The sequence below is a fragment of the Fibrobacter sp. UBA4309 genome (genome assembly GCF_002395745.1).
GTDB lineage: Bacteria > Fibrobacterota > Fibrobacteria > Fibrobacterales > Fibrobacteraceae > Fibrobacter.
This window is the reverse complement of record NZ_DGUN01000049.1, coordinates 76,947-100,005: the sequence shown is the minus strand read 5'-3', so window position 1 is coordinate 100,005 and position 23,059 is coordinate 76,947. Positions and strand designations below refer to the sequence as shown.

Below are 23,059 nucleotides of genomic sequence, written 5' to 3'. Positions count from 1 at the left end.
TGTAAAATGAAAAAGTCCATGATGGTTGCTGTTTCTACGCTGTTCTTTGTGGGTTGCGCGTCAAATCCCCCCGTAGATAATGAACCTGCCCGAGCCCGTGCCCATGCGGCTTACGATGCCGCCGACGAGGAGTTCGGTGAAAGGACTCCGGCTCCGGCAACGGCAAAGAAACAGGAAGAAGGCCCTGCCGTGATTGCCGTTTCGAACGCTGCGTTTAAGTCCCGCCCCACGGTCCTGGTTGCTCCGGCGATGGGGAAGGGTGAAACTCCGAACATCGAGGTCATCCGTAAGAATCCTCTTGCCAAGACGGCCATGGAAGTCATCAACGCCTACCTCACGAGCCGTGACTATAGCGTCATCGGCCTCGAAAGCCAGGCGCAGCTCGATGAAGTCGTCCAGTTGCAGTCCGATATCGCGGGCAATGACGAAGACTTGGCCTACGTGGCCGGCCTTTCCGTAGGTGCCGACATCAATATCACTTTTGCGGGCAGTATCCAGCTGGAAGACCTCGTGATTGACTTGAACGCGACGGAAGCTTCTACGGCGAACCTGCTGGCTAGCGAATCCGTGAGATTCAAGAATGAAGGCGAAAGCCAGCGCGCCTGGGTGCAAAAGGCTGTGCAGACCGCTATTGTCAAGTTGGAAAATAAGGTCCGTGACCGTCTGGCCAAGGATTTGGAGAAGGGCGTGCAGTACAAGGTCGTCGCCCACCTGACGGGAGAATTCTCCGACGAGCAGGCCGAAAACATTTCTAGCATGGTGTCTTCGCAAATCCGTAAGAAGTTCAACAAGATGCAGGTCATCTCGATGAGCCGCAACACTTACGACCTTCTCGTCTATGCGGATCCGGATGTCTACGACGATGCCCAGATGGTGTACGACGTGTTTGTCGAAGGGCTGAACGGACTTGCCAAGGTCCGCAAGCAGAACATCACCAAGAAACTGATTATCTTGGAAATTCAGTAATATGAAAAGAATCGTCCTTGCATTGCTTTTTGCCTTCGTCGCAAATGCCTCGGCAGCCATGCTGAGCTATACGGCGTATTCCAAGAAATCCCAAAAGGATGCCGACCAGTTGGCGTTGGACGGCCTTGCTAAGCAGCTCCGATCCAAGGTGGAATCCGAGTTTGCCGTAACGACGACGGAAGATGCCAAGGGCAATATTTCGGAAACGGTGTCGAGCAAGAAGAAGGTCTCGACAAACATCGTCATCAAGGGTGCGAAACTGACTGCCGGCGCAAAGCAAGACGGAAAGTTCGTATCTACGGCGACGGTCGATACGGAACAGATGGCGTCCAAGATTCGCGTGGACTTGAATACCATCAACGACAAGATGAAGGAACTGGACAAGATTATCCGCTCCGATATCCTGAACGGCGATTACCGCAAGATGACGCTCGATATGATCGACCTGGAAAAGCAGGCTGACGAATACGTCCTGAATCTGGAAAACCTCTCTTGCCTGCAGAAGATTCCGCCGGAACTGAAGCTCGAGACGACTCTCGGCAAGCTGATGGAATTTGTGGTCGGCAACATGGCCGCGCTCAAGATGGAGACGGACCTCACGAGCGAAGCCCTGATGGTGACGATTACCGATGTGGCTGGCCCTGTGGAATACTTCCCGATTGCGCTGACGCAAGACAACAAGGATCTGGCACACGAAAAGACGAATGCGGAAGGTGTTGCCATATTCCCTCTTGCCCAGGTGAAAAAGAAAAAGCCGACAGGCGAGGTGACGGTACATGCCGATTTGAATTTCAAGTATGTCCGCAAGTCCGATTTTATTACGCAGACGGTAAGCTATAGCAGCGAGAAGAGCGCCTGTACGTTCCGCCTGATGTGCGACGGCCCGACGGAAGCCTGTGCCGCGATGCAGAAATACCTGAACGATGCCGGCATCCCGACACTCGACAAGGACGGCTTGCAGCAGATTTCGGTGAAGCTTTCGACGGTCGACAAGATGAACAGCAACAAGAGTCTTTGCACGTCCCGCGTGACTGCGGTGATGCAGGCTGGCAAGGCCCAGCTGACAATCGATGCTCAGGGTGTCGGCCGCGATCGCGATGCGGCCCAGGTGAAGGCCGTAACCAAGTTGAACGCGACAAAGATTTACGAGACCTTCGGCAAGGCCTGCAAATAGAAATCTAGAGGAGCTTTCCGAGGGCGACGATGGCTGCCGTGCGCGCACGGAGCCGTGTATTTCCGAGTTTCAGTAACTCGGTCTTACCTGCCTGGAATTTTTTTGCAAGTTCAATTTCGCGCGGAGAAAATCCGCCTTCGGGGCCAATCAGGAGCGTGACCGGCTTCGTGTCTCCCGAAGCCATGCGGGCTGTGACTGTAGGCAGGGAACTTTCCCCGTCGATATCGCAGAGGACTAGGTTGCCGCTATAGTCGCCTAGCCACTTGTCGAATTCAATTGGCCCCTTGATTTGCGTAAGCCAGGGCTTCTTGGATTGCTTGAGGCTGACGAGGCTCTTGAGTTCGGAACGGCGCACGAGCTTGTGCAGGTCGGAGTTCTTGGGTTCCTGCGAAAAATCGGTACGCAGGAACGTGATGCTGTCGACTTCGGCCTGGGCGGCATGGAATACGACTTCTTCGAGCGCGTCGTCCTTGAGACAGCCGATGGCGATATTCAGCAGCGGACGCGGCATGGGGGCGTTTTCTACGGTATCTACGCGGACAATGCAGGCTTTCGGGTCGGCGGTGACGATTTCGGCATCGGCGTAATGGCCCTTGCCGTCGCATAGCTGCAGCGTGTCCCCGACGGCGGCACGGCAAACGCGGACGGCGTGGCTGCTCTCGGTTTCGTCGAGTTCTATGTTGCCGACGGAAATGAGGGGACAGTAAAAGCGGCTATCGGGAGTCTTCATATTTCAAAAATAAAAAAATATGCTATATTCATTCATGTGAGTTGTCCTGTTAAAGTTGTTGTTTTCGATTTGGACGGTACCCTTTACTTGAGCGGCCGTCCGTATCCGAAGGCCGTAAAAACCGTAAACGAAGTGGCCAAGAGGGTTCCGGTCTACTACCTCAGCAACAACACGAGCAAGTCTCCCGTATTTTACGAGAACCGCCTGAAGGTCATGGGGCTCCCGCTCCGCGACGACGCCATCATTTCGGCGCTTTACCTTTCCCTGGATGCGATTCACGAGAAGGGCTTAAAGAACGTTTACTTCTTTGCGAACCCCGAAGTGTTCGAGTGGTTTGCGGCCCAGGATCCGAGCCTCAACTTGCAGCCTTCCGTGGCCGATACCGAACTCGTTCTCGTGGCCTACCACAATAGCTTTGACTACCGCGAACTTTGCGAACTCAGTTTCCGCGTACAGCGCGGGATTCCGTTCTGGGTGACGCACACGGATTTCGTATGCCCCGACGCAAACGGCCCCGTGCCCGATATCGGGAGTTTTATGGCCTTGCTCAAGACGGCCTACGGTGTGGAACCGGAACGCAGTTTTGGCAAGCCGAATCCGGCCATGCTTTCGAACCTGCTGAAAAAGTACAAGCCCGAAGAAATCCTTTTTGTAGGCGACCGCCTCTACACGGACTTTGAACTGGCGAAGCGCGCCGGCTGCAGGTTCGTGCTGCCGCTGTGCGGCGAGACGAAACGCGAAGATGTTGAAAAACTCGACGTGAAGCCCGAGCTCGTGGTGGAATCAGTTAGCGATATTGATTTTGACGCTTTTTTCAGGGGTGATGTCTGAAAATTGCTATAATGATTTTATAAAATGGAGCTGTAATGACTAAGATGATAAAGTTTTCTATGCCGTTAGCCCTTGTGGCAGCTGGTTTCCTTGTGGCTTGCGGCGATGATAGCAGCAGTGCCGAAGAACCCGTGTCCGAAGTCGTGGATCTGAAGGCCCCCTTCGAAATGATTACGGCCAAGGCCAAGTATTCGTACAATTCGAAGGACTCGACCCTGATTATCAAGGAACCCGTCTGCAAGGAAGGCTCGCTTGGAAACCTGGTGTGGAAGGCGTTCGAAGAAGAACCGGATACCCTGAAAGCTTACATCAACAAGTCGACCATCACGCTCATCGAAGACGACGCTGATCCGACCAAGTTCCAGTACGACGGTTCCAAGTTCCCGGTAGGACTCTGGATGGATCCCGAATACAACAACAAGAGCTTCTTGAACGGCTTGCGCCTGACTTCGGACAATATGATCCAGGAAGTCTTCCGCTTTGACGGCAACTGCTTCCTCAAGGATTTCTATACGGCTGGCTTCCGCAAGGGGAACGAGGCTCTCGAAGAAGCGGATTCCGTGTTGACTGCATTCTACATGCGATTCCGCGCCCCGAGCGATACGCTTGACGAAGCGGAAATGCTCCGCAACATCCGCGTGCCGGATTGCGACGCGATGTACCTTTACGATGACCTGGTGAAGGTCTCTATCGGTGAATTTACACCGCATTCCGGAGACCTCTCTGTTGCCTATGGCGACAAGGTCTGCAAGATCGAATTCAGCTTCCGTTATGCATACAACGAACAAGATTGCAAGGCCGCCTACGCCGACTGGCAAGATGACAAGGGAACAAACTCCGAATTCCGTTTCCACGATTACTGGAGAGACGTGACCTATGATGATTACTGCATCGAGGAACTGATTCTTGCGATGAAGAAGGCCGAAGGCATTCCGCTGAAGAAGGATGCTTCCGAAGCCGACGTGGCAAAGTCTCTGGCCAATATGGTGGTCGACCTGGTTGTCGGCGGTATGAAATAACGCTGCTTCATGAAATTGGAAAAGCCCTCCTTCACGGAGGGCTTTTCTTGTTTAAGGTTTTTGCCGGTTAGGCGGCGCGACGCCTGCGGACGAAGGCGAAGATGCCGATGCCTAAGAGAAGGATCGCTGCGGCGAACGAAACCTTCAGACAGGCATGGAGCGGAGCGCTCCTGTATTCCATGCGGACTTCGGACTTGCCCTTGGGAATCTCGACGGCGCGGAGCGTGCCGAATGCCTTGTAGACCTTCGCGGGAGCGCCGTTGACGGTCGCGGTCCAGTACGGATGGTAGTTGCCCGCGACAACCATGAAGCCGGCGCGGTCGCTTTCGACCTGGAATACCTGCGTGTCCATCTTGGGGCTTTCGACAAGCTTGGCGTATCCGTTGGCCACGCCGCCTTCACCCGGATGCTCCGGTGCTTCGGACAAGATAACCTTTTCGCGGTAGTAGAATGCGTTCGGGTCGTTGACTTCGGCCTTGGACGCCGGGGTGGCTGCGACCGTGGAATCCGTAGCCGTAGCATCAGTAGCCGTGGAATCCGTGGCGAGGGTGTCTGCGACAGGTTCGCTTACGGGTTCTTCCTTGCGGATGGCGGCCTTGTCCCTGAGGGTCTGTATGGCCTGGTCATCGTCCATGACAACGGCTTCACCATAGATATATGCTTCGCCCATGGCCGTCTGGATAGGCATGAAGGTGGTTCCCTGGCGGCTGTCGAAGATGATGGCGCCCACGTTCATCAAGTCGAGGAACGGGTGGGGCGCATCGGCACTCTGCAGGTTCATCATGTAGTTTTCGTTCTGCTGGCCGCCACGGAACTTGCGGTAGCTGGCGAGTTCGTTGTCGTGGATGCCGGCGGCGTTACGCATGTGGTATTGCGGGAAGGTGTTGCCGGAAAGCGCCGGCGATCTTGAAAGGGAAAGTACGCGCGGGAAGTTCGGGGCGTCGGCCTTGTAGGCGTTCTGGATGGCCGCCGTAACGGGATTTTGCGGTTGTATGTAATCCTTTTCTGCAACGTTCTGGATGAAAATGCCGTTGATGAAGAACAGTTCTATGCCGGCAATGGCGGCGAGAATGCCCGCCTTGGCGGCAACGTTCCCCTTCCACTTGAATACCGCCAAGGCGGCAGCCATGATGGCGAGAATCATGAGGAATCCGGGGACAGCCTTGCCGGCGGTGGAATTCATGGTGATTTCATCAAGCGGCTTGAAATAGGGAGCGACAATCGGATCCGTCAAGAAGTTTTGCCCGCTCATCAGGAAAAGTCCGATGAAGGCGAAACCGACGAGGACGCATATCTGGACTCCGCGCGGCGTGCCGGGAAGCTTGTTTTTCAATGCGTCGACAAAGTTCGCCGCGGAGAAAGGCTTGCCCTGGTCGTCGATGCTCATCATGGCAAGGCAGGCGACTGCGAACAGGATCGATACGACAAGGCCGAACGGGCCGATGAAAAGAGTCCAGTTGTAGCGGGCAACGACTGCGAGCAGGAGCATGACGGCGAACATGGCGGAGCCGTGCAGCAAAGCCCGGTGTGTCTTGACTGCTTCGGCGGAATCGTCGGCCAGCGCCTTTATGACAGGGGCAGCCATCATGACCAGGATGAGTGGCAACCAGAACATGGACATGCCCGGTGCGCGGAAACTCTTGGCGCCGGGAAGGATGTTGTACCAGAGCTTGAATAGCGGCGAGTGGACGCCCATGCCGTAACTGAGCGCGACGACGGCTCCGATGGCCCAGAAACAGGCCCAACGGCGCTTGCCCGGGAGGAACAGGCAGAGAAATCCGAGGAACGTGAGGAGTGCTCCCGCGTTGTTGTGGTCCAGCTTGAAGCTGTTGTGACCCCAATAGAACGGGCTGCCCTGAGCGCCGGATTCTTTCATCGCGCGATATTCTTGCATGTCGATGTTGACGAACGAGCTGCTGTTGAGATCGCCGGTCTTTTCGTCTTGCTGGTAGACGTCTACGCCGATAAATCCGGGGAGGACCATTTGCATCAGTTCTTCTTGGTGCAGGCACCAGCTGCTGGCGTGGCCGTAATTGGTGTGGTCGTCTTCGCCGCGCACGGATTGCGTGGTCGTGTAGAGGTAGGGCGGAATGACCTGGAAACAGCTGAGGGCAAGGCCGAAGGCGAGACCTGCCGCCGCAAGGCCGATGCGCTTGCCGCGGGTTTTCAGGGCGTCGCAGTGGAAGGCGACTTCGTAAAGCGTGTAGAATCCGGCTCCCCACAGGAACATGTAGGTCAGCTGCAGGTGGCTACCGAGAATCATCCAGGCGATACTTAACGCCAGGACGACCATGTAGGCGATGCTGGCTTCGCGGACAATCTTGCGGATGGCGAGGATGGCGAGGGGAGCGATGGCGAAAACCATCATCTTGCCGTCGTGTCCGCCGTAGATGTAGGTGAAATATTCGGGCGAGAAGGCGTAAAGGAATCCGAGCAGGGCTGCCCACCAGCGGTTCCCGGTGAGGTTCCAGGCAAGGAGCATGGCGCTCATGAAGGCCACCCAGATAGTCAAGATGAACTTGATGCCCACGGCGCGGGCCGGGTCGGTGATGAACTGCATGGCGACGAGCGGATGGTAGGCGTCGGCAAACAGGGCGTCGATTGTCGGGACACCACCGAGGCGGCTGTCGTCCCATTCGGTCAGCACGACATTTTCGGCACGGAGAATGCGGCTGCCAAGCCCGTTGAGCTGGTCGCTGTTGAGCATCAGCTGGTTGGAATCGAATGCGAATTCGCGGAAGACGACCAGGAGGATCGCCATAAAGAGTATGGCCATGGCCGTAAAGAATACGGATTTCTTGTTGAATAACTTCATGTCTTTAAATATAAAAATACCGCAGCGATACCGCTGTGGTACTGGTTGAAACGGCTTTGAGAACTAGTCGAGAGTGTTTTCGTCGACCTTGTTGTACTTGACCAGGCTATAGATGCCGAAGGCGGAGATGATGCAGACTGCTGCGATTACAACGTACTTGATAAACTTTGCCATTCAATACTCCTTAGATCTTCTACTCTTAAAATATACGATTTTAGCCGAAAAAACAATAGGTTCCGAAAAAAAGATGCGATAAGTCTAGTCTTTCGTGATAATCATGCAGATAACGGGCAGTTTCTTGTCGACAGCGTTTTCGCTGGGGATGATTTCGCTGCTGACGATGCGGCAGTTGAATTCCTTGACGAAAAACTCGAGCTGGTTGCGGTCAAAACCTAGCCAGATATGGCCATGGGTGGTCCGGAAGGACTCTTCCTTGTGCTGGGCGAGATCGAGCAGGGCGAGCATGCCCTTCGGCCTGAGAATGCGCACGGCTTCCTTGATGGCGATTCTCGGATCCGTGGCGTGGTGCAGGACCTGGCTCATCAGGACGAGGTCGGCATAGTTGTTCGGGAGTCCCGTCTTGTTCATGTCGGCCACTTTCGGCGTGATGTTGGTAATGCCCTTTTGTTTCAGGATTTTCTGCATCCCGCTGATGACTTTCGGGTCGCAGTCCAGGGATGTGACGTTCTTGCATCGGTTGGCGAGCATCAGGGAAAGGTCGCCGCCTTCGCCGCAACCGATGTCTACGGCGTTTTCGAACGGAATCATTAGCCGGCTGAACAGGCTTATCTGCGCCTTGAGGCTGCCTCCGGCCTGGTCCAGCTTGTGGATTTGCCCCTTGGTCTTGTCGGTGCGTTCCTGGAGAACCTGTTCGGCACGGCAGCACAGGATATCCTTGTCCTGCAGTTCCCCGTATGCGTCACGGATGACGGAGAGGACGCGGCTGCTCATCAGCAGGTCTTCGCTTAAACGGTAGTAGGCCTTGATGCCGTCCCTGCGGTCCTTCAGGAGTCCGCAGGCAGAAAGCTTGGCCAGGTGTCGGCTCGCGTTGCTCTGGTGGATGTCCAGGATGTCCTTGATTTCGTTGACGGTAAATTCAGCCTGGTCCAGGAGCATGAGTATCTTGAGGCGCATTTCGTCGGAAATGGCGCTGAATAAATCCATGGTAGGAGTAATAGGTTCGCGAGTCATACGATGTTAATATAAATAATTATTTTTTTGTTGTGTTATGTGACGTATCTAAAAGGCTGTTTTGCGCAACGCTGCTCCTTGCCCTGTCCGTATTCCCGGGACTAGCCCTGGCGCAGGAACATGCCGAACGCCATTACGAAGTTACCTGGATCAAGGATATGCCGCTGACATTTGCCTCGGCGTTTTTCAGCGTTTACGGCAATTACCGGTATTCCCAGCTGACCGTGCCCGCCCAAGAAGATGTCCCTGCCGCCTCGAGGCTGCTTCCCTGGGACCGCCCCGTGGCCGGCCGCCATAGTGATGCTGCAGATAAAGTAAGTGACTGGGCCGTGTTGCTCGGCGTGTCGCCAATCGCCTTGTCGGCGTATTCCTGGGCAAAAGGCGATGCCAGCGGCGGTGATTTCGGCTCTTACCTGTTGATATTCGCGCAGGCTCTCGCCCTGCAGAACGGCATGAATATGCTGGTGCGGTGCATGCAACTCTGGCCCAGGCCCTATGTGTACGCCAAGGAAGGCCGCGGTCTGGAAGCTGCGGAAAAGGCGGAAGGCGAAGCCTACGGGAGTTTTTTCAGCGGCCATACCTCGGCCGCCTTTACGATAGCGGTGTTTACCGGGGAATGGTTTAGCGAAGTCTATCCGTCGTCCCCCTACAGGGGAATCGTCTGGGCGGGTTCTCTTTCTGCCGCCGGATTCGTCGGAATATTGCGCATTGCCGCGGGCAAGCATTACCCGACAGATGTCGTAGCCGGAGCCCTGATAGGTACGGGACTCAGCTTCTCGATAATCCGCATGCACAAGGCTTCGTCCAAAAAAGTCTCGCTCTATGCGGGGCCGGATGCTGCCGGCGTGACGCTGCGCTTCTAAGAAAAAACACAGGCCGTTCGGCCTGTGCATGAAACTCTTCGCAAAAAGATTGTTACTTGATGGTGGATGTCAGGCGGAAGGCGAGACCCACGTCAGTCATTTCGTTTTCGCTATAGACACTGAACTGGAGCTTGGAAGGTCCGATATTCTTGACCCAGGCGACAGTCCATGCCCAGTCGTCGTAGGTCTGTTCGGTGACCTGGTACAGGTTGTCACGACGGTTGATGTATTCCCATTCCACCATGAGGTTGCTCATGAGCGTATTGAGAATGCCGGTGCTCGGGGCGAAGTCTGCACCGAGATAGAACGGCTGGTAGTATTCGCCCGGCTTGTAGTACTTGGATTCCGGAACGAGGTAGTTGCTTGCTTCTGTGTTCAACTCGTCGTCTTCCTGGGTGTACACGCAGGCGTATTCACCGTAGACGCGGAATATCGGGACGATGTTATAGCTGCCGTAGGCGGCAATGCGGTGGGTGAGGTAGGCGGAGTGCTGCACGACATCGACGGCGTTGCTGCGGTACGCTACCTTGAGTTCGAGCGGGAACGTGAATTTCATGTCGTCTTCGATACGGACATAGCCCTGGTTGGCGTTGCCGTCCTTCGTGGCGACCATGAGGTTGAGGGTGTTGAGGCCATGGATCCACCCGAGTTCGAGGGCGTTGTGGCTATAATCGCGCATCCAGAGACCGCGCTTGGTCAGGTCCTTGTCGACATAGGTACCGAAATGCGTCGACTGGGACCAGTCCGTCTTCCAGCGACCGATTTTCAGGTTCATCTTGTCCTTGTCACCGAGCCCCCACTTGTAGTTGACCCAGTAGAGGTCTGCGAGAATCTTGTCGTACTTGGTCCCGTCAATGTTGTTGCCGAATTCGGGAGCGAAGATACGGAGCATGATGGTTCCGTCCAGGTTGTCGCTCTTGTACTGGCCGCCCACGTTAGCACGAATCCAGCCGCTGCTGAAGTTGTTGTCTTCATCGGCGATGGACTTGGTCACCTGGGTCTGGACGTTGCCCTTGAGGGCGAAGTCCCCATCGACTGCAAAGGCGGTGCTTGCCATGAATGCAGCGATCAGGGTGCATGCGATCTTTGTGAGTTTCATTTTTTCTCCAGTGCCATGGTCGCTTTTGAGGGGGCGACCTGGGCGATGAGTGGTGTCGATGTAAATAAATTTAAAAAAAAGGGGGCGATTTTGTAGGGAAATGTCATTTTTTTTGGTAGATGAATCTATTTTTGGGCCTATGAAATCGTATATGCTCGCTTTTGTGTTGGTCTTGGCGGCTTTTTCTGCTTTGCAAGCCCGTTCTTTAGCCCCCAACAAGACCCATGCCGTATTGAATGTCGCCTACGTGAACAACGATGATGAACCCCATGCGCACAAGAAACTGGTATTTGTAGGGCAGAACCACCCGAAAAACAAGATTGTCGTCTCTACCGACAGCTATGGTGAAACGAGTTTTATGATTCCGCGCGAAGATTCGTACACGATCCTTTGCGAAAGCTTGACCGGCCCGTTTGAATGCGGGGAGACCCCCTACGTGTCGTTGACCGCCAGTACCGGTGGAATCACGGTCGTGTTCGACGATACCCGTGCCGAACTGAACGGCGTGACATTCAAGGCCGGGAGTGCGGAACTGGAAGAATCCTCGTTCAAGGTCCTGGATGCCGCGGTCATCGGGCTCAAGAAGAACCCCAAGGCCCGTGTCGAGATTGAAGGCCACACCAGCAGCGAAGGCGATGCCATGTTCAACCAGCGCCTGTCTGCGGAGCGCGCATACAGCGTTCGCGAATACATGATCGGCCGGGGCATCCCGGAAGACCGCATTTCGGCGACGGGCTACGGATCCAGCCAGCCCAAGGCGGACAATTCCACCGAGGCCGGCCGCAAAAAAAATCGCCGCATCGAGATCAGGGTCTTGAATGCGGACGAAGTTGAAGTTTCCGAAAAGTAATTCGGTTTCTTAATAGAAATTGACGTTAAGCCAACCTGTCGTGTTGTCGCTATTCGTGGCGAAACCGCATGAGACGGTCTTGTATTTGGTGCTGCTCATGTTCAGGTAGTGGCCGATGTAGGAATAGTCCTCATCCTTGTTCGGGTCCCGTTCCCCGCTTTCGATGAGTTTTTTCTCGTCCCACATCATGTTCAAGTAGTACTTGGCGATTTCGACGGTGTCGGACTTCCATTTGAGGTTGACGTTCGGTCCGGTATTCTGGGCCCATTCGTCGCAGGCTCTGAAGTGGCCGTGTGCGGAATTTTCTTTCAGGTCGTCTGCAGCCTGCTTGTCGGTGCAAGTCTGTTTTTCTTCGGAGGCGAGCGAAAGGGCGGGCTTGCCTTCGGTGGCGCGGTACTCGTTGATGATGTCGAGACAGTCGTCGCGCCAGCTTCTGGCGGTACTGGCCGAACTGCTTGCAGATGACTTGGCTTCGGAAGATTTTGCTTCGGAGGATTTTGCTTCGGAAGAACTGGACTCGTCCACGTCATCGTAGCTCGTATCAACCCAGACGGTAACGGAGTCCTGTGTACTTTCGGATGAATTGTCCTTGGAGGCCGAAGAAACTTCTTCGGATGCGGATGAATCGCCGTCATCGTCGGCGAGTCCGTCGGGAATGGGTACTGAGAATTCCCCGTGGGTGACGCCGCTGCCCGAGCTGTCGTCGGAGCATGCGCCGAGCGACAAGGCCAGAGCGGCCGAGAACGCGATTGCAGAAAGCTTGAAAGAAACCGATTTCATGATTTTCTCCTATTCCAATTCGGTGACGCACCTCACGTAGAGTCCCTTCTGGACGTTTTCGTCAGTGCGGTTGATGCCTTTCGCGGTTTTTCTGAATTCCCATGAACGGCCGGTATTTTTCATGATGGAAGTAGAGGACCAGTAATGGCCAGTAGTCGCTTCATCGCAATATTCGTCCCAGTCCCTGCATCCGCCGACTCCAAGGTTGTCCCAGTTGACGTGCTCCTTCTGGTAATCTCTCCATTCGCCGTCATCGGGAAGGTGCCACCCGGCGGGACAGGCCTTTTTAGCTTCGGTGTGGGTGTAGAAGCGTCCATGTCTCTTGCAGAACAGCGTGTCTTCCAAGAAACACTGCTTGGCGGATTGCAGGCTGAACCTGAGGTTCTGCGTCATCCAAAGACGGTTGCCCCTTTTTTCGACCTTGTATGTCTTGCCGTCGCGCTGGTCGGTCAGGACCATGTCCTTCTCGGAAACGTTCTTTTCGGCAAACAGGTCGCGTTCGCTGACGCAGCGTACTGCGATTAGGGCTGTCGGGGCGAGGCTGACCTGCTTGGCGTTGCCGCGCTTGATGTCGAGCATCATTGCCTGCGGCATGGCTCCGGCGATGGCGAAATAGGCCACGTCCTTGTTCTTGATTTTTTTCTTGCTGTCGTTCTGGTCAAAATAGCCGCGGGTCTTGCCGGCAAAGCTCTTCACGTTGGGAACCTTGCGCGGACCCATGAAGCGGTCTTTCTTGAATTCGTCCCATTCCGCGATTGTCGGAACATGGGAACCTTCCGGACATACTTTCTGCCAGGAGTCGTAGGGATAGTAGCCTGTCCCCTTGTTCATGTGTGCGGAAACGTCCTTGAAACTCAGGTCGTTGGTCGACCAGTTCAGTTTGCCGCTGGGAATAGTCTTGTAGTTATGGTTGTCGCGGGAGTCGACAATGTTGGTAGCAAAAGCAAAACTTGCAAAAATAGAGCAGGCCACAGCCAAACGGCCTAATATACGCATTCACAACCTCAATAAATGTTTAAAACAGTTCTTGTTTCTACTGCAAATATATACCGAAATCGGGAAATGCGAAAAAACTTGTGATATTTTCACAAAAAAATCGCAAAAAAAGATGTTAATGTAAAAAAAAGTTTGTTTTAGCCGGCGGTACGGAAGCCGTCATCCTCGATGACGATTTTCCCTTCGCGGAAAAGCGTGCCGAGAATCTTCTTGAAGGTCTTCTTGGAAATGCCGAATTCCTCGCGGATGGCTTCCGGGTCGGAATGGTCGCCGTAAGGTAGGAACCCGCCGGCTTCTTCCAGCTTTTGAAGGATGGCGTTCGGGCTTTCGCTGTTCATGATGCCCTTGTAGCCGACCGGAGTGAGGTTCAGCGTAATCTTTCCGTCGCCGGTAAACCGCTGGATGTATCCGGGCATGGTATCGCCGATGTAGATACGTCCCATGCCGCGCGTCACCATGAGGCGTCCCGTGTAACGGTAGTCTACCAGGAAGTCGACGTAGTCGGGCGTGACTTCGTAGGCGGCAAGCTCGACGCGCTGGCCTACGTGGAGTTCGGAGGTGTCCGTATCAATGAAACTCTTGATTTTTTCGGTGGCGACAAGTCTGCCGCTCTTTTCGTCTTTCAAGATGTAGACGACGCACTTGTCCCCCCGGCGCAGTTCGCCGAGCTGTTGCTTGTAGGGGAGGAAAAGGTCCTTGTTCAGGCCCCAGTCGAGGAACGCGCCGATGTTGTTGACGTCCTTGACTTCGAGAACGGCAAATTCGTCAACCTGGGCGAACGGCCTGTCCAGCGTGGCGATGGGGCGGTCTTCGGAATCCATGTAGACGAATACGTCGACGATCTCGCCTTCTTGTAACGTGAACTGGTTCTTGTTGCCGGGAAGCAGTATGCGGCCGCCGGTTTCGAGCTCCAGGTAGAAACCCTGGGGCATGACTGCGTCGACGCGTGCGCGGTTAATTTTTCCGATTTCCATTTTTTTAGCCTTTCCGTTCAGGTGTTGGTGTCGCGACCATCCGCGACAGTAAAAATATAGGATTTTACGGGGCTGTGCTCGGGGCAATCTCGGCGAGAGGCAATTCCTTGCAGTGCCGCATGAACTTGAGAGTCTCCTTTTCGCCCTTTTCGGCAAGCATCTGCAACAGGTACAGGAGCTTGCGGTAGGTGGTAGGTGTCATCTTTTCGTTGGCCGTACTCTTTTGGAGGTATTCGAGCGGCGATTTGTCGGTGTAGCCTTGCTTGTTGTACGTCTTGGACGCGGCCACCCTGTCGCAGAACATTTCCTTGATGTAGCGGTCGGGCATGTTCATGGGAACAATCTTTTTGGTGGCCATCTCGTAATCGTACCAGAACTCGAAATGGTGCTTGTTTCTGCCCTTGTGGTGCATCCAGGCGAGGCTCATGCCTGTGTCGCGGCGTTCTCCGTTGTTCGGGGATTCCTTGCCGCTATAGTACTTGGCTCCGGGGATGAATTCCGTAGGCGAATACTTCGACAGGTCGTGGAACAGCCCCTGCAGGCCAATACCCGCCTTGAAGCAGAGACGGATGACTTCGTTCCTGTGGCGAGTGATGGTGATGAAATGTCGAATCGGGTGGAACATCGCTCGAAAAATAAAAAAATTGGATGTGTCAGAAATAGAAAATTATATTTAGGTCATGAACTCTTCTATCGATTTCATAGGCGATGTCCACGGGCACTGCGAGGAGCTGCGCCAGCTTTTGAAGAAGCTGGGCTACGTGGAATCGTGCGGGGCCTTCCGGTATCCGGGGGGTGGCCGCTCCGTCGTCTTTCTGGGCGATTATATCGATAGGGGTGGCGAGGCCCGCGAAACTGTGAACCTGGTGCGCGCCATGCGCGATGCGGGCTCGGCCGTTGCATTGATGGGCAACCATGAATTCAATGCGCTCAGCTTCTGGCAACTGAACGGCTTTGGCGGTGGACATGTCATCCACTCTATCCGTGGAGGTTACCTGCGCGAACACGCTTTCAACAAGGTCGCTATTCACGCGAGGACGGTGGAATGCTATAAGGGCCGCAAGTCCGAATTTCTGGAAATGCTCGATTTCTTGAAGACGCTCCCGTTCTATATCGAGACGGAATCGTTCCGTGCGCAGCACGCCTGTTTCGATACGCGGTGTGCCGAGACGCTGAAGAAGGAGCGTATCCGTTCGTTTGCCGACGGAAACTTCGACGAACTGATTGCCCGTGCCAACGACCAGTATTGCGAATACGGCGATTCGCTTTTCGACCCGATCAACATCTTCTTGAAAGGGCCCGAGATGGACTTGCCCGACGGCATCACCTTCTGTGATGGCGAGGGCGTGGTGCGTAAACGTTGCCGGCTCCGCTGGTGGCTCGACCCGAAAGATGCGACGCTTCGCGAACTGAGTTTCCAGCCGGGCGTAGAATTGCCGGCCCTTGATGTGCCTGCCGACATAAAGGACAGGTCTTTCTATGGTGAAAGCGAACGCCCGGTGTTTTTCGGGCATTATTGGCTGACGGGACTCCCGAAGCTGATTCGCGATAACGTATGCTGCCTTGACTTTAGCGTGGCAGGCTACCGTGGCGATGGCCGGCTTGTCGCCTACCGCTTCGACGGTGAACAGAAACTCGACGAAAGCAAGTTCGTGTGGGTGGAGGCTATCTAGACGATAGTGGAAAGACGAAAGACGAAAGAATGCTTGAAAAAGTTGGCGTCGCTGAAGGTGACTGCTTTTGTCCTTGTTGCCTTTTTGGTGCTCACGTTCTGGGGAACCCTGGCGCAGGCGAATGCCGAGGCTGCGGGTATTCCGGCTTCGGTTGCCATCGAGCGCTTTTTTGACAGTTTCTTTATATGGGTACTGGGCGTTGTTCCGTTGCCCGCCTTCAAGAGCGTCGCGGTTGTTGCGTGTGCTAACCTTGTCGCGAGTATGGTTTTCCGGATGCCCCGCGGTTGGAAAAATGCGGGCCTCTGGCTTATGCATGTTGCCTTGCTCGTGCTGCTCGCGGGTGGCGTTGTCGGGAGCGAAATCAAGCGGGAGTACAACGGGTTCGAGGTGGTTGCCCTGAATTCTGTCGAGCTTGCTGATTCCAGTGCGACCGCGCAGAAGGTGAAGTTCTATGCGGCAGACGATAGCCTGGGTGTAGAGCCCGTGAATCTGGACGAATCCGTGTTGCTCACGGGTTGGCCCTACTACGCGCATTTCAGGGGTGACCTGCCTATGTCGAAGAACAAGGTCATCTCGATGTACAAGGTGTATTACGACCCGTTCCACTTTGTGCCGTACGTGTTTATGGTGCTTTTCTTGCTGGGGGCGGTGTTCCATTACGTGGTGAAAGTGCGCTGTGCGCGGAAGGAGACTGCTAAAGCGCAGGCTTCTTACATGGGAACAAAAATCGTGCCGTTGTTGGCGCTTGTTGCGGGCCTTGTCGTGATGGCGCCCGCCAATTCGCAGGCGTCGGCGCAACCGACGACCATCTGGGAAGGCCTGAAGGCGGATTCCCCTGTGCTGGTAGATTCTGCTATTCGTCCGTTTGATTCCTTTGCCCGCGGATTCCTGGACAATCTGAGCGGTCGCGTGACAATCAAGTTCCGCGGGGAGGTCCCATACTGCGAAAGGCAGGAGGTGCCGAAGCTTTCTGCCGGGGATGTCGTGCGTCTAATCCAGAACCATCCCGAAGGAGCGAAAAATCTTGAGCTATTCAAAGTGTTGCGTAGCGATGCGGCGCAGGCTTTGGATTTGCCCGAAGACCGCCGTTACGTGAGTTATGCGGAACTTTTCCGTTCCCGTGATTTGCTTCAACTTTATGCGAGCCGCGATGATAATCACCCGGCGACTCTCGAAATGCGTCGACTCTATTCGAACGTCCTGGAATACGAGGCGGTCGCGGCACGGACGGCGTTCTCGCCGGTCGGTGATGCAGAGGCGGGTGTGGATCCTGCGCGGATTTCGATGGAGGTGCTCTACCACAAGCTTAATCTGGCGCTATGGGCGTTCGTGGCGGCGTTTATCGCCTGCCTGCTTGCTTCGCTGAACTTGATTTTCAAATCGAGGAAAATGGATGTGGCGGCGAATGTGGCCTGTATCGCGACGGCGGGAATACTTGCGGTTCTGTTTACCTTGCGCACATACGTCGCCGTCCGTGTCCCGCTTTCTAGTCTGTACGAAATCGTGTTGCTCGTGGCTATGCTGTTGATGGCGTTCGAGGCGGGCGCGTTTATATTCTGCAAGCGCCGTACGTTCTCGCTCATGGTTCCCGTGACGTTCATGGCGGCTCTCCTTTTGTTCTTCGCAAAGTTCGTGCTGGAGCCGGGCGATACCTTCCGGCCGATTCCTGCCGTATTGAATTCCTCCGTGTTCCTCACGATACACGTGTTTACGATTGCGCTTGGTTTTGCTGGGATGATCCTTTCTGGAGTCGTGGCGCATGTGGCGCTGTTCCGCGCATCTTCAGAAGAGAACCGCGCGGTATCTTCGGGTGAATCGCCGCGCACCCCGCTCAATTCGCTCCTGTACGGAACGCTCGTCTTTGGCGCGGTCTTTACCATCATTGGCACGCTCCTGGGCGGCGTGTGGGCTGATTTCGCATGGGGTCGCTTCTGGGGGTTCGACCCGAAGGAATGTGGCGCACTGTTCGTAATCCTCTGGGCGATGCTCCTGCTGCATTTGCGTGCGGGGCGCCTGGTTAGCGAGCGGGCCTTTGCCATGCTCAGCTGTTTTAACATGATTGTGACGTTCCTCTGCTGGTTCGGCGTGAACCTGCTCGGGGTAGGGCTGCACAGTTACGGATTCCAGAATGGCACCGCCACCTGGCTCGGTGCGTTCGTCGTCGCCGATACTCTCCTTATTTGCTTTTTTTCGCGCGTACGGCTAGCCTTATGCCGTCGGCGGCGCTCGTGACGATTCCGCCGGAATAGCCCGCGCCCTCGCCGAGCACGAAAAGTCCCTTGGTATTGACGCTTTCGAGCGTATCGTTGTTGCGCGTGATGCGTACTGGCGAACTCGTGCGCGTCTCGGGCGCGACGATTAGCCCCTGCTCGATGAATCCCGGAATCTTGCGGTCAAAATTCTGGAATCCCTCTGCAAGCGAACTGCAAATCTTCTTGTCGAGCCAGTCCCAGATATTGCTTGGTACAAGTCCGCAAGGGTATGTGGATTTGGGTAAGCTCTTGTCGGCATGGTGGGCGAGGAATGCCTTGATGGTCTGTGCGGGGGCCGCGTAATTCTTGCCGCCCACGTCGAATGCATCGCGCTCTGTCTTGCGCTGAAAATCGAGCCCTCCGAACGTGGTGCTGCTCGCATCTACGGGGACGACAATCGCACCGTTCGCGGTGTGGCCGTTACGGCGGCTGTAGCTCATGCCGTTGGTGGCTAGCGTTCCCGGCTCGGATGCGCACGGGACCAGCACGCCACCCGGGCACATGCAAAAACTGTAGGCGCTGCTCGTCTTGTTAAGCGTCGGCGTGGCGAGGAAGTACTCCGCGGAGCCCGTGAGCTTCGTGTCGACATCCTTGCCGAGTTGGCGCAGGTTGATTAGCGCTTGCGGGTGTTCCACGCGGACGCCCATCGCGAACGCCTTGCTTTCGAGGGTGACTCCGCGGGCTGCGAGCAGTTCGTATATGCCGCGGGCGGAATGTCCGGTGGCAAGGACTAGCGCATCGCAGGGCTTCCATTCGTCATTCACCTTGATGGCGCAAACGCATCCGTTCTTGATTTCGATGTCTTCGAGCGCGGTGTAGAAATGGATCTTGCCGCCGAGCCGTGCGATTTCGGCACGGATTTTCCGGAGCATCAGTACGAGCCTGTCGGTGCCGATGTGCGGCTTGGCGAACGTCACGACGCTTTCGTCGACTCCGAATTCCACCATGTCGCGCAAGACAGTCTCCGAGAAAATATTGCGGCTGCGCGTGTTGAGCTTGCCGTCACTGAAGGCGCCGGCCCCGCCTTCGCCGAACAATACGTTGGAATGCTCGTTGAAGACGCGTTCGGCGAAGAACCTGCGGATGTCGCGGAAACGTTCCTCGACGGGTTTGCCCTGCTCGTAAAGGTCGACGGCAAATCCGCGACGCAGCAGGTGGAGGGCTGCCCACAGCCCTGCGGGGCCCGCGCCTATCACGTCTATGTGGCTTGCCATCGGGACGCTTTGCGCTAGCGGGTCGCTGTCGGGCGTCTCGTTTTCCCGCGAGGCTTCCAGGAGTCCCCGCGCTGCATTCTTCCCTGCACGGAGCTGTTGCTGGACGTCGAAAATGACGTTGTAGCTCCAGTGCGGATTTCCCTTTTTACGGCTGTCCAGCGCGAAGCGCTCCACTTCGAGATTGAAAATCTTTTCGGGGTGGATATGCAACTCCCTGGCGAGGGCCGTTCGGACCTCGCCTTTGTGTTGCAATGCTACGGGCAGTTCTCTATAGCGGTATGTGAACATCGGGTGGTGCTAGAATATGTAATTCAGCTGGATGCCACCGAAGATGTCGCGGTACTCGCTGGAAAGGTCGTCGGGACGGTTGTAGAACGATGCCCCAACGTTCCATACGCTATAGAAATGCTTGGTGTGGTTCACGCGGAGGCTGGTGCTTCCGAGAATGTCGCTTTCCGATTCGTCAAAGTCGTCTTCGCCTTCTTCCCAGGTCGTCGACATGTAGCGGAATTCCGCATTCAGGCCGAGGACAAAGAAGCGGTCCTTGAGCGGCATTTCGAATTCGTCGCTGAAGGTGATTTCGGCTTCATCCATGTTGTCGCGCGTGTAATACTTGAATCGCGGTATGACGGCGAAGCGGTTCTGGATGCCCTTGAAAGACGTCGTTGCCGACAAGGGGTAGGTGTGCTCGAAATAATCGGCTCCACCGAAATAGTAACCCAGCTTTGCCCAGGTGGTGTCGTTAAAGTCGAAGTCCTCGACGAGACTATCCCTGAGGAACTGCGAACCGTCGGCACGGATGGTCCAACGGCCGTCGGCCTTGAACGTCGTGTTGAACGCCTTTACGCTGACACCGGCAAAGAAGGTGTGCTTGAAGACTCTTTCCTGGAACCTGCTGGCCAGAACGCTTTCCCCGTAGAGTGAATTGTACTTGGCCCAGCGCAGCGAATCGACGAGAGTTGTGTCGTCTTTGTATATGACTTTCGTAGTGGCCTTGTTCTTGTAACCGCGGAACCATTCGTCCTTGTAGATGCCGTCTTCGAGCATGAAGTCGCCGTGCAGCTGGTACGGACGGTATTGTTTCTGGTACTGGAAGTTGTAACCGGCGGTGAGCGTGACGTTCTTGCCGATATTGAACTTCTGGTCGGTACCCATGTTCTGCGTATACTTGGCGCGGTCGATATCCAGCTCATGCTTGTCGAGCCATTTGCTGCCGGCGCTGTTGAGCATGCCCCAATGGGTGCCTTCGTTCAAGCCGAAGTGGTTCTTCTTGCCACCATTGGCCGCGTTTTCGACATTGAGTTCGTAATGAACGCCGAGAGTCCAGAACTTGAAGATGTCCTGGTCGAGTCGGGCGAGGAACTGGCGGTAGTCCGAAAGCTGGTTATCGGAACCGGCGCTGTAAAAATCTTCGCCGATGTACTTTACCTGGCCGTAGATGTGCGTCTTGTTGATGTTCCAGTTGAGCGATGCGCTGAGGGCGAAATTCTGGCTATCCCAGGTCTCTCCCAGGATACGGTCGTCGTCGCGTTCGTCTTCTTTCTTGTTCTGGACAGTCTTCGCTTCCTTGATAAGCGTACGCAGGGAGTCCTTCATTTCGGAATCGCGGAGGGCGGCGTTGTCGCCAAAGATCTCGACAAGTTCGTCGTGGCTCAAGGCATTGATGCGTTCCGAGTTCTGCAACAGGCTGCGAATCTTGGAGAACGAGCTGACGTTGAGCCCGGCCTTGGAGAATACCGTGTTGATGGCGCGTTCGCGAATGACGTCGGTGGTGTCTGCGCGGCCTACGGCAATCTGTCCATTGAGTTCGATGTCTCCCGGGAAGAAGAGCCAGTTTCCGTCGGCGTACATGGTGAATGCGTCAATCATCGGGTCTACTGTCGTGTACTTGCTTGATGCACCGTCGCGCAGAAGCGGGTCTACGAGCTCGTCGCTGGCGTAAATGGCGCCGACCTTGGCGTCGAAACGGCGCACGGGAGCCCACTTGAACGATCCGCCGTAGGCCAGTCTCTGGGCCTGTGCCGTACCGTCTTCGATATAGTTCTTGTAAATGTAAGGATGCCTGTCTCCGGGAACCATGCTGCGCTTGGCTTCGCCAAAGAATCCGTTGACTTCGAACAGGGGTTCGTCGGCGTTGTTTTTCAGGAGCGAAAGCGTGTAGTCGATACCGAAAAGCGGCAGGTTCGACATGTAGATTTCTCCGCCGGTCTTTTCGTGGTCGCCGAGAATGACACTGTTGTAGTTGTCCTTGTAGCTCAGCGTTACGGGATTGGGGGAGAAGTGGTTCCAGGAATCAACGGTGATGTCGGTATTGAACTCGATAGTCTTGCCGTCGTTGGACTGCATATAGAGATAGGCGGCCAGTTCCCCGCCGAATCCGGGAACCTGGAACGTGTTCTTGAACTTCGAATTGTGGCCGATAGTGTCGTTCCCGATAATCTGTTCCTCGTGCTTGTTCTTGCGGGTCGCCACGTTGTGGTAGTTGCCGCCGAGCATCACGTTGCCGAGGATTGTCCATGTCTTGGAGGTGTCCTTGACGATTTCTTTTTCCTTTTCTTCGCGGGCAAGAACGCTGATCTTGTCGTTCGGGTTGAATGGACGCCTGTCTACGCCGGGGATCTCCGGATTCGCGGGCAACGTCGAAAGCAGCGCGATAGTGGCCGATTCAAAGTTGTTGTCGTTGTCGCTCACGCTGGAGATTACGGACGGGTCCATAATGTCGATACCCGCGGCACCGACCTTGTTGTCGTGCACCGAGGTGTTGTGGAAGCTGAACTGGTTGTTCTCCTTGCCGACGACTGCGAAAGCATTGGCGTGGAAGTCGCTGCCGTGAACGGAGGTGCTCGCCAATTCGGAATTGAGGAGGGCGAAGTTGTTGTTGGTGAAGTTGGTGTTGTCGGCGTTGACCTTGGCATAGTTGCCTGCGTGGAGCGCTACGCCCTTGTTGTCGGAAAATTCGCTGGCGATGATGCTTGCTTCGCCGTCGCGTACGTAAACGCCGCGGGAGGCCGTGTTGCGGATCTTGGCCGACTGCAGGTTCAAGTTGCCCTTTTCGATAGCGATGCCTACTTCGGCATCGGCAATTTCGACACCGTGCAGGTTGAACGTGTTTTCGCCGGTGAGGTAGATACCTTTCCAGCTCCCTTCCTTTGCCGGTTCCGAAGAAGAACGGAGAACGACAGGCGTGGACGGGTTGCCGGCGACGGCAAGCGAACCGTTGTTCACGTAGATTCCGGTACCCGGTTCGAAATAGATCGTTACGCCGGCCTGGATGAACAAGGCCTGGTCGTTGTTGATGGTGATGTCGCCAGTCACGAGGTACGGGGACTTGTCTGCGGTGAGCATGCCGTGTACGTTACCCTTGATCTCGGTGCCGGTGAGCTTCTGGACTATCGGCTCGGCGACTACGGGTTGTTGTGCCGTGGAGTCCGGGGCCTGTGCTGCGGCGGTGGAGTCCTGTGCTACTGCTGCCGGGGCTTGGGCTGCGGCGGTGGAGTCCTGTGCTACTGCTGCCGGGGCCTGTGCTGCGGCGGTGGAGTCCTGTGCTACTGCTGCCGGGGCCTGTGCTGCGGCGGTGGAATCCTGTGCTACTGCTGCCGGGGCCTGTGCTGCGGGAGCGGGTTCCTGGGGTA

18 protein-coding genes are annotated in these 23,059 nt (G+C 55.5%); 8 read left to right on the top strand and 10 right to left on the bottom strand.

Features of this window, described 5'->3' with window-relative positions; all coding sequences use genetic code 11:
* The first annotated feature begins 6 nt into the window (after window positions 1-6).
* Entirely contained in the window at window positions 7-966 is a 960-nt protein-coding gene (locus B3M32_RS06520) for a DUF6175 family protein (protein ID WP_290744408.1), read from the top strand.
* Window position 967: 1 nt separating this feature from the next.
* Window positions 968-2,140 carry a hypothetical protein gene (locus B3M32_RS06515; RefSeq protein ID WP_290744406.1) on the top strand — a complete coding sequence of 391 codons (1,173 nt, stop codon included), beginning with the start codon at window positions 968-970 and terminating at the stop codon, window positions 2,138-2,140.
* Between the two features lie 4 nt (window positions 2,141-2,144).
* Here B3M32_RS06515 and B3M32_RS06510 read toward each other — a convergent pair whose 3' ends face one another.
* Entirely contained in the window at window positions 2,145-2,870 is a 726-nt protein-coding gene (locus B3M32_RS06510; protein WP_290744404.1) for an RsmE family RNA methyltransferase, read from the bottom strand.
* Between the two features lie 36 nt (window positions 2,871-2,906).
* On the opposite strand from B3M32_RS06510, the gene B3M32_RS06505 reads away from it, so the two are divergent.
* Complete coding sequence (locus B3M32_RS06505; protein ID WP_290744401.1) at window positions 2,907-3,701, top strand: HAD-IIA family hydrolase; 795 nt, start codon at window positions 2,907-2,909, stop codon at window positions 3,699-3,701.
* Window positions 3,702-3,736: 35 nt separating this feature from the next.
* Window positions 3,737-4,720, top strand: a complete 984-nt coding sequence (locus tag B3M32_RS06500; protein ID WP_290744399.1) for a hypothetical protein — start codon at window positions 3,737-3,739, stop codon at window positions 4,718-4,720.
* Window positions 4,721-4,787: 67 nt separating this feature from the next.
* Here B3M32_RS06500 and B3M32_RS06495 read toward each other — a convergent pair whose 3' ends face one another.
* Window positions 4,788-7,535: a hypothetical protein gene (locus tag B3M32_RS06495; RefSeq protein WP_290744397.1), complete on the bottom strand. Its 2,748-nt coding sequence runs from the start codon at window positions 7,533-7,535 to the stop codon at window positions 4,788-4,790.
* Between the two features lie 258 nt (window positions 7,536-7,793).
* Complete coding sequence (locus B3M32_RS06490) at window positions 7,794-8,726, bottom strand: ArsR/SmtB family transcription factor (RefSeq protein ID WP_290744395.1); 933 nt, start codon at window positions 8,724-8,726, stop codon at window positions 7,794-7,796.
* A gap of 32 nt (window positions 8,727-8,758) precedes the next feature.
* Here B3M32_RS06490 and B3M32_RS06485 point away from each other — a divergent pair, with 32 nt between their 5' ends.
* Window positions 8,759-9,589 (top strand): phosphatase PAP2 family protein, encoded by an 831-nt coding sequence (locus B3M32_RS06485; protein WP_290744394.1) that lies wholly within the window; start codon window positions 8,759-8,761, stop codon window positions 9,587-9,589.
* Window positions 9,590-9,641: 52 nt separating this feature from the next.
* Here B3M32_RS06485 and B3M32_RS06480 read toward each other — a convergent pair whose 3' ends face one another.
* Window positions 9,642-10,688, bottom strand: coding sequence for a hypothetical protein (locus B3M32_RS06480; RefSeq protein ID WP_290744392.1), 1,047 nt, complete (start codon window positions 10,686-10,688; stop codon window positions 9,642-9,644).
* A 139-nt stretch (window positions 10,689-10,827) separates the two neighbouring features.
* On the opposite strand from B3M32_RS06480, the gene B3M32_RS06475 reads away from it, so the two are divergent.
* The gene (locus B3M32_RS06475) at window positions 10,828-11,538 is read left to right on the top strand and encodes an OmpA family protein (RefSeq protein ID WP_290744390.1); all 711 of its coding nucleotides are present in this window, start codon (window positions 10,828-10,830) and stop codon (window positions 11,536-11,538) included.
* A 9-nt stretch (window positions 11,539-11,547) separates the two neighbouring features.
* Here the strand turns inward: B3M32_RS06475 and B3M32_RS06470 are convergent, their stop codons facing one another.
* The 4 genes from B3M32_RS06470 to B3M32_RS06455 all read right to left on the bottom strand — a co-directional run bounded on the left by B3M32_RS06470 (window position 11,548) and on the right by B3M32_RS06455 (window position 14,913).
* Window positions 11,548-12,318, bottom strand: coding sequence for a CAP domain-containing protein (locus B3M32_RS06470; RefSeq protein ID WP_290744388.1), 771 nt, complete (start codon window positions 12,316-12,318; stop codon window positions 11,548-11,550).
* A gap of 9 nt (window positions 12,319-12,327) precedes the next feature.
* A complete protein-coding gene (locus tag B3M32_RS06465) occupies window positions 12,328-13,290 on the bottom strand; it encodes an FISUMP domain-containing protein (protein WP_290744386.1) in 963 nt (320 codons plus the stop codon).
* A 161-nt stretch (window positions 13,291-13,451) separates the two neighbouring features.
* Complete coding sequence (locus B3M32_RS06460; protein ID WP_290744384.1) at window positions 13,452-14,288, bottom strand: CvfB family protein; 837 nt, start codon at window positions 14,286-14,288, stop codon at window positions 13,452-13,454.
* Window positions 14,289-14,352: 64 nt separating this feature from the next.
* Window positions 14,353-14,913 carry a DUF5662 family protein gene (locus B3M32_RS06455; protein WP_290744382.1) on the bottom strand — a complete coding sequence of 187 codons (561 nt, stop codon included), beginning with the start codon at window positions 14,911-14,913 and terminating at the stop codon, window positions 14,353-14,355.
* Window positions 14,914-14,968: 55 nt separating this feature from the next.
* On the opposite strand from B3M32_RS06455, the gene B3M32_RS06450 reads away from it, so the two are divergent.
* Window positions 14,969-15,961, top strand: coding sequence for a metallophosphoesterase (locus B3M32_RS06450; RefSeq protein WP_290744380.1), 993 nt, complete (start codon window positions 14,969-14,971; stop codon window positions 15,959-15,961).
* Between the two features lie 6 nt (window positions 15,962-15,967).
* Window positions 15,968-18,193 carry a cytochrome c biogenesis protein gene (locus B3M32_RS06445; RefSeq protein ID WP_290744378.1) on the top strand — a complete coding sequence of 742 codons (2,226 nt, stop codon included), beginning with the start codon at window positions 15,968-15,970 and terminating at the stop codon, window positions 18,191-18,193.
* Here the strand turns inward: B3M32_RS06445 and B3M32_RS06440 are convergent.
* On the bottom strand, window positions 18,138-19,715 hold the full coding sequence (locus tag B3M32_RS06440; protein ID WP_290744376.1) for an NAD(P)/FAD-dependent oxidoreductase: 1,578 nt from the start codon (window positions 19,713-19,715) through the stop codon (window positions 18,138-18,140). The genes B3M32_RS06445 and B3M32_RS06440 overlap by 56 nt on opposite strands.
* Before the next feature lie 9 nt (window positions 19,716-19,724).
* Window positions 19,725-23,059, bottom strand: a 3,335-nt coding sequence (locus B3M32_RS06435; protein WP_290744374.1) for a right-handed parallel beta-helix repeat-containing protein, incomplete at its 5' end; no start/stop codon positions are given.

What these genes read in the sequence shown, in the direction of transcription:
- B3M32_RS06520 (WP_290744408.1), top strand. Translation starts at nt 7, where the DNA reads ATGAAAAAGTCCATGATGGTTGCTGTTTCTACGCTGTTCTTTGTGGGT.
- B3M32_RS06515 (WP_290744406.1), top strand. Translation starts at nt 968, where the DNA reads ATGAAAAGAATCGTCCTTGCATTGCTTTTTGCCTTCGTCGCAAATGCC.
- B3M32_RS06510 (WP_290744404.1), bottom strand. Translation starts at nt 2,870, where the DNA reads ATGAAGACTCCCGATAGCCGCTTTTACTGTCCCCTCATTTCCGTCGGC.
- B3M32_RS06500 (WP_290744399.1), top strand. Translation starts at nt 3,737, where the DNA reads ATGACTAAGATGATAAAGTTTTCTATGCCGTTAGCCCTTGTGGCAGCT.
- B3M32_RS06495 (WP_290744397.1), bottom strand. Translation starts at nt 7,535, where the DNA reads ATGAAGTTATTCAACAAGAAATCCGTATTCTTTACGGCCATGGCCATA.
- B3M32_RS06490 (WP_290744395.1), bottom strand. Translation starts at nt 8,726, where the DNA reads ATGACTCGCGAACCTATTACTCCTACCATGGATTTATTCAGCGCCATT.
- B3M32_RS06480 (WP_290744392.1), bottom strand. Translation starts at nt 10,688, where the DNA reads ATGAAACTCACAAAGATCGCATGCACCCTGATCGCTGCATTCATGGCA.
- B3M32_RS06475 (WP_290744390.1), top strand. Translation starts at nt 10,828, where the DNA reads ATGAAATCGTATATGCTCGCTTTTGTGTTGGTCTTGGCGGCTTTTTCT.
- B3M32_RS06470 (WP_290744388.1), bottom strand. Translation starts at nt 12,318, where the DNA reads ATGAAATCGGTTTCTTTCAAGCTTTCTGCAATCGCGTTCTCGGCCGCT.
- B3M32_RS06460 (WP_290744384.1), bottom strand. Translation starts at nt 14,288, where the DNA reads ATGGAAATCGGAAAAATTAACCGCGCACGCGTCGACGCAGTCATGCCC.
- B3M32_RS06455 (WP_290744382.1), bottom strand. Translation starts at nt 14,913, where the DNA reads ATGTTCCACCCGATTCGACATTTCATCACCATCACTCGCCACAGGAAC.
- B3M32_RS06450 (WP_290744380.1), top strand. Translation starts at nt 14,969, where the DNA reads ATGAACTCTTCTATCGATTTCATAGGCGATGTCCACGGGCACTGCGAG.
- B3M32_RS06440 (WP_290744376.1), bottom strand. Translation starts at nt 19,715, where the DNA reads ATGTTCACATACCGCTATAGAGAACTGCCCGTAGCATTGCAACACAAA.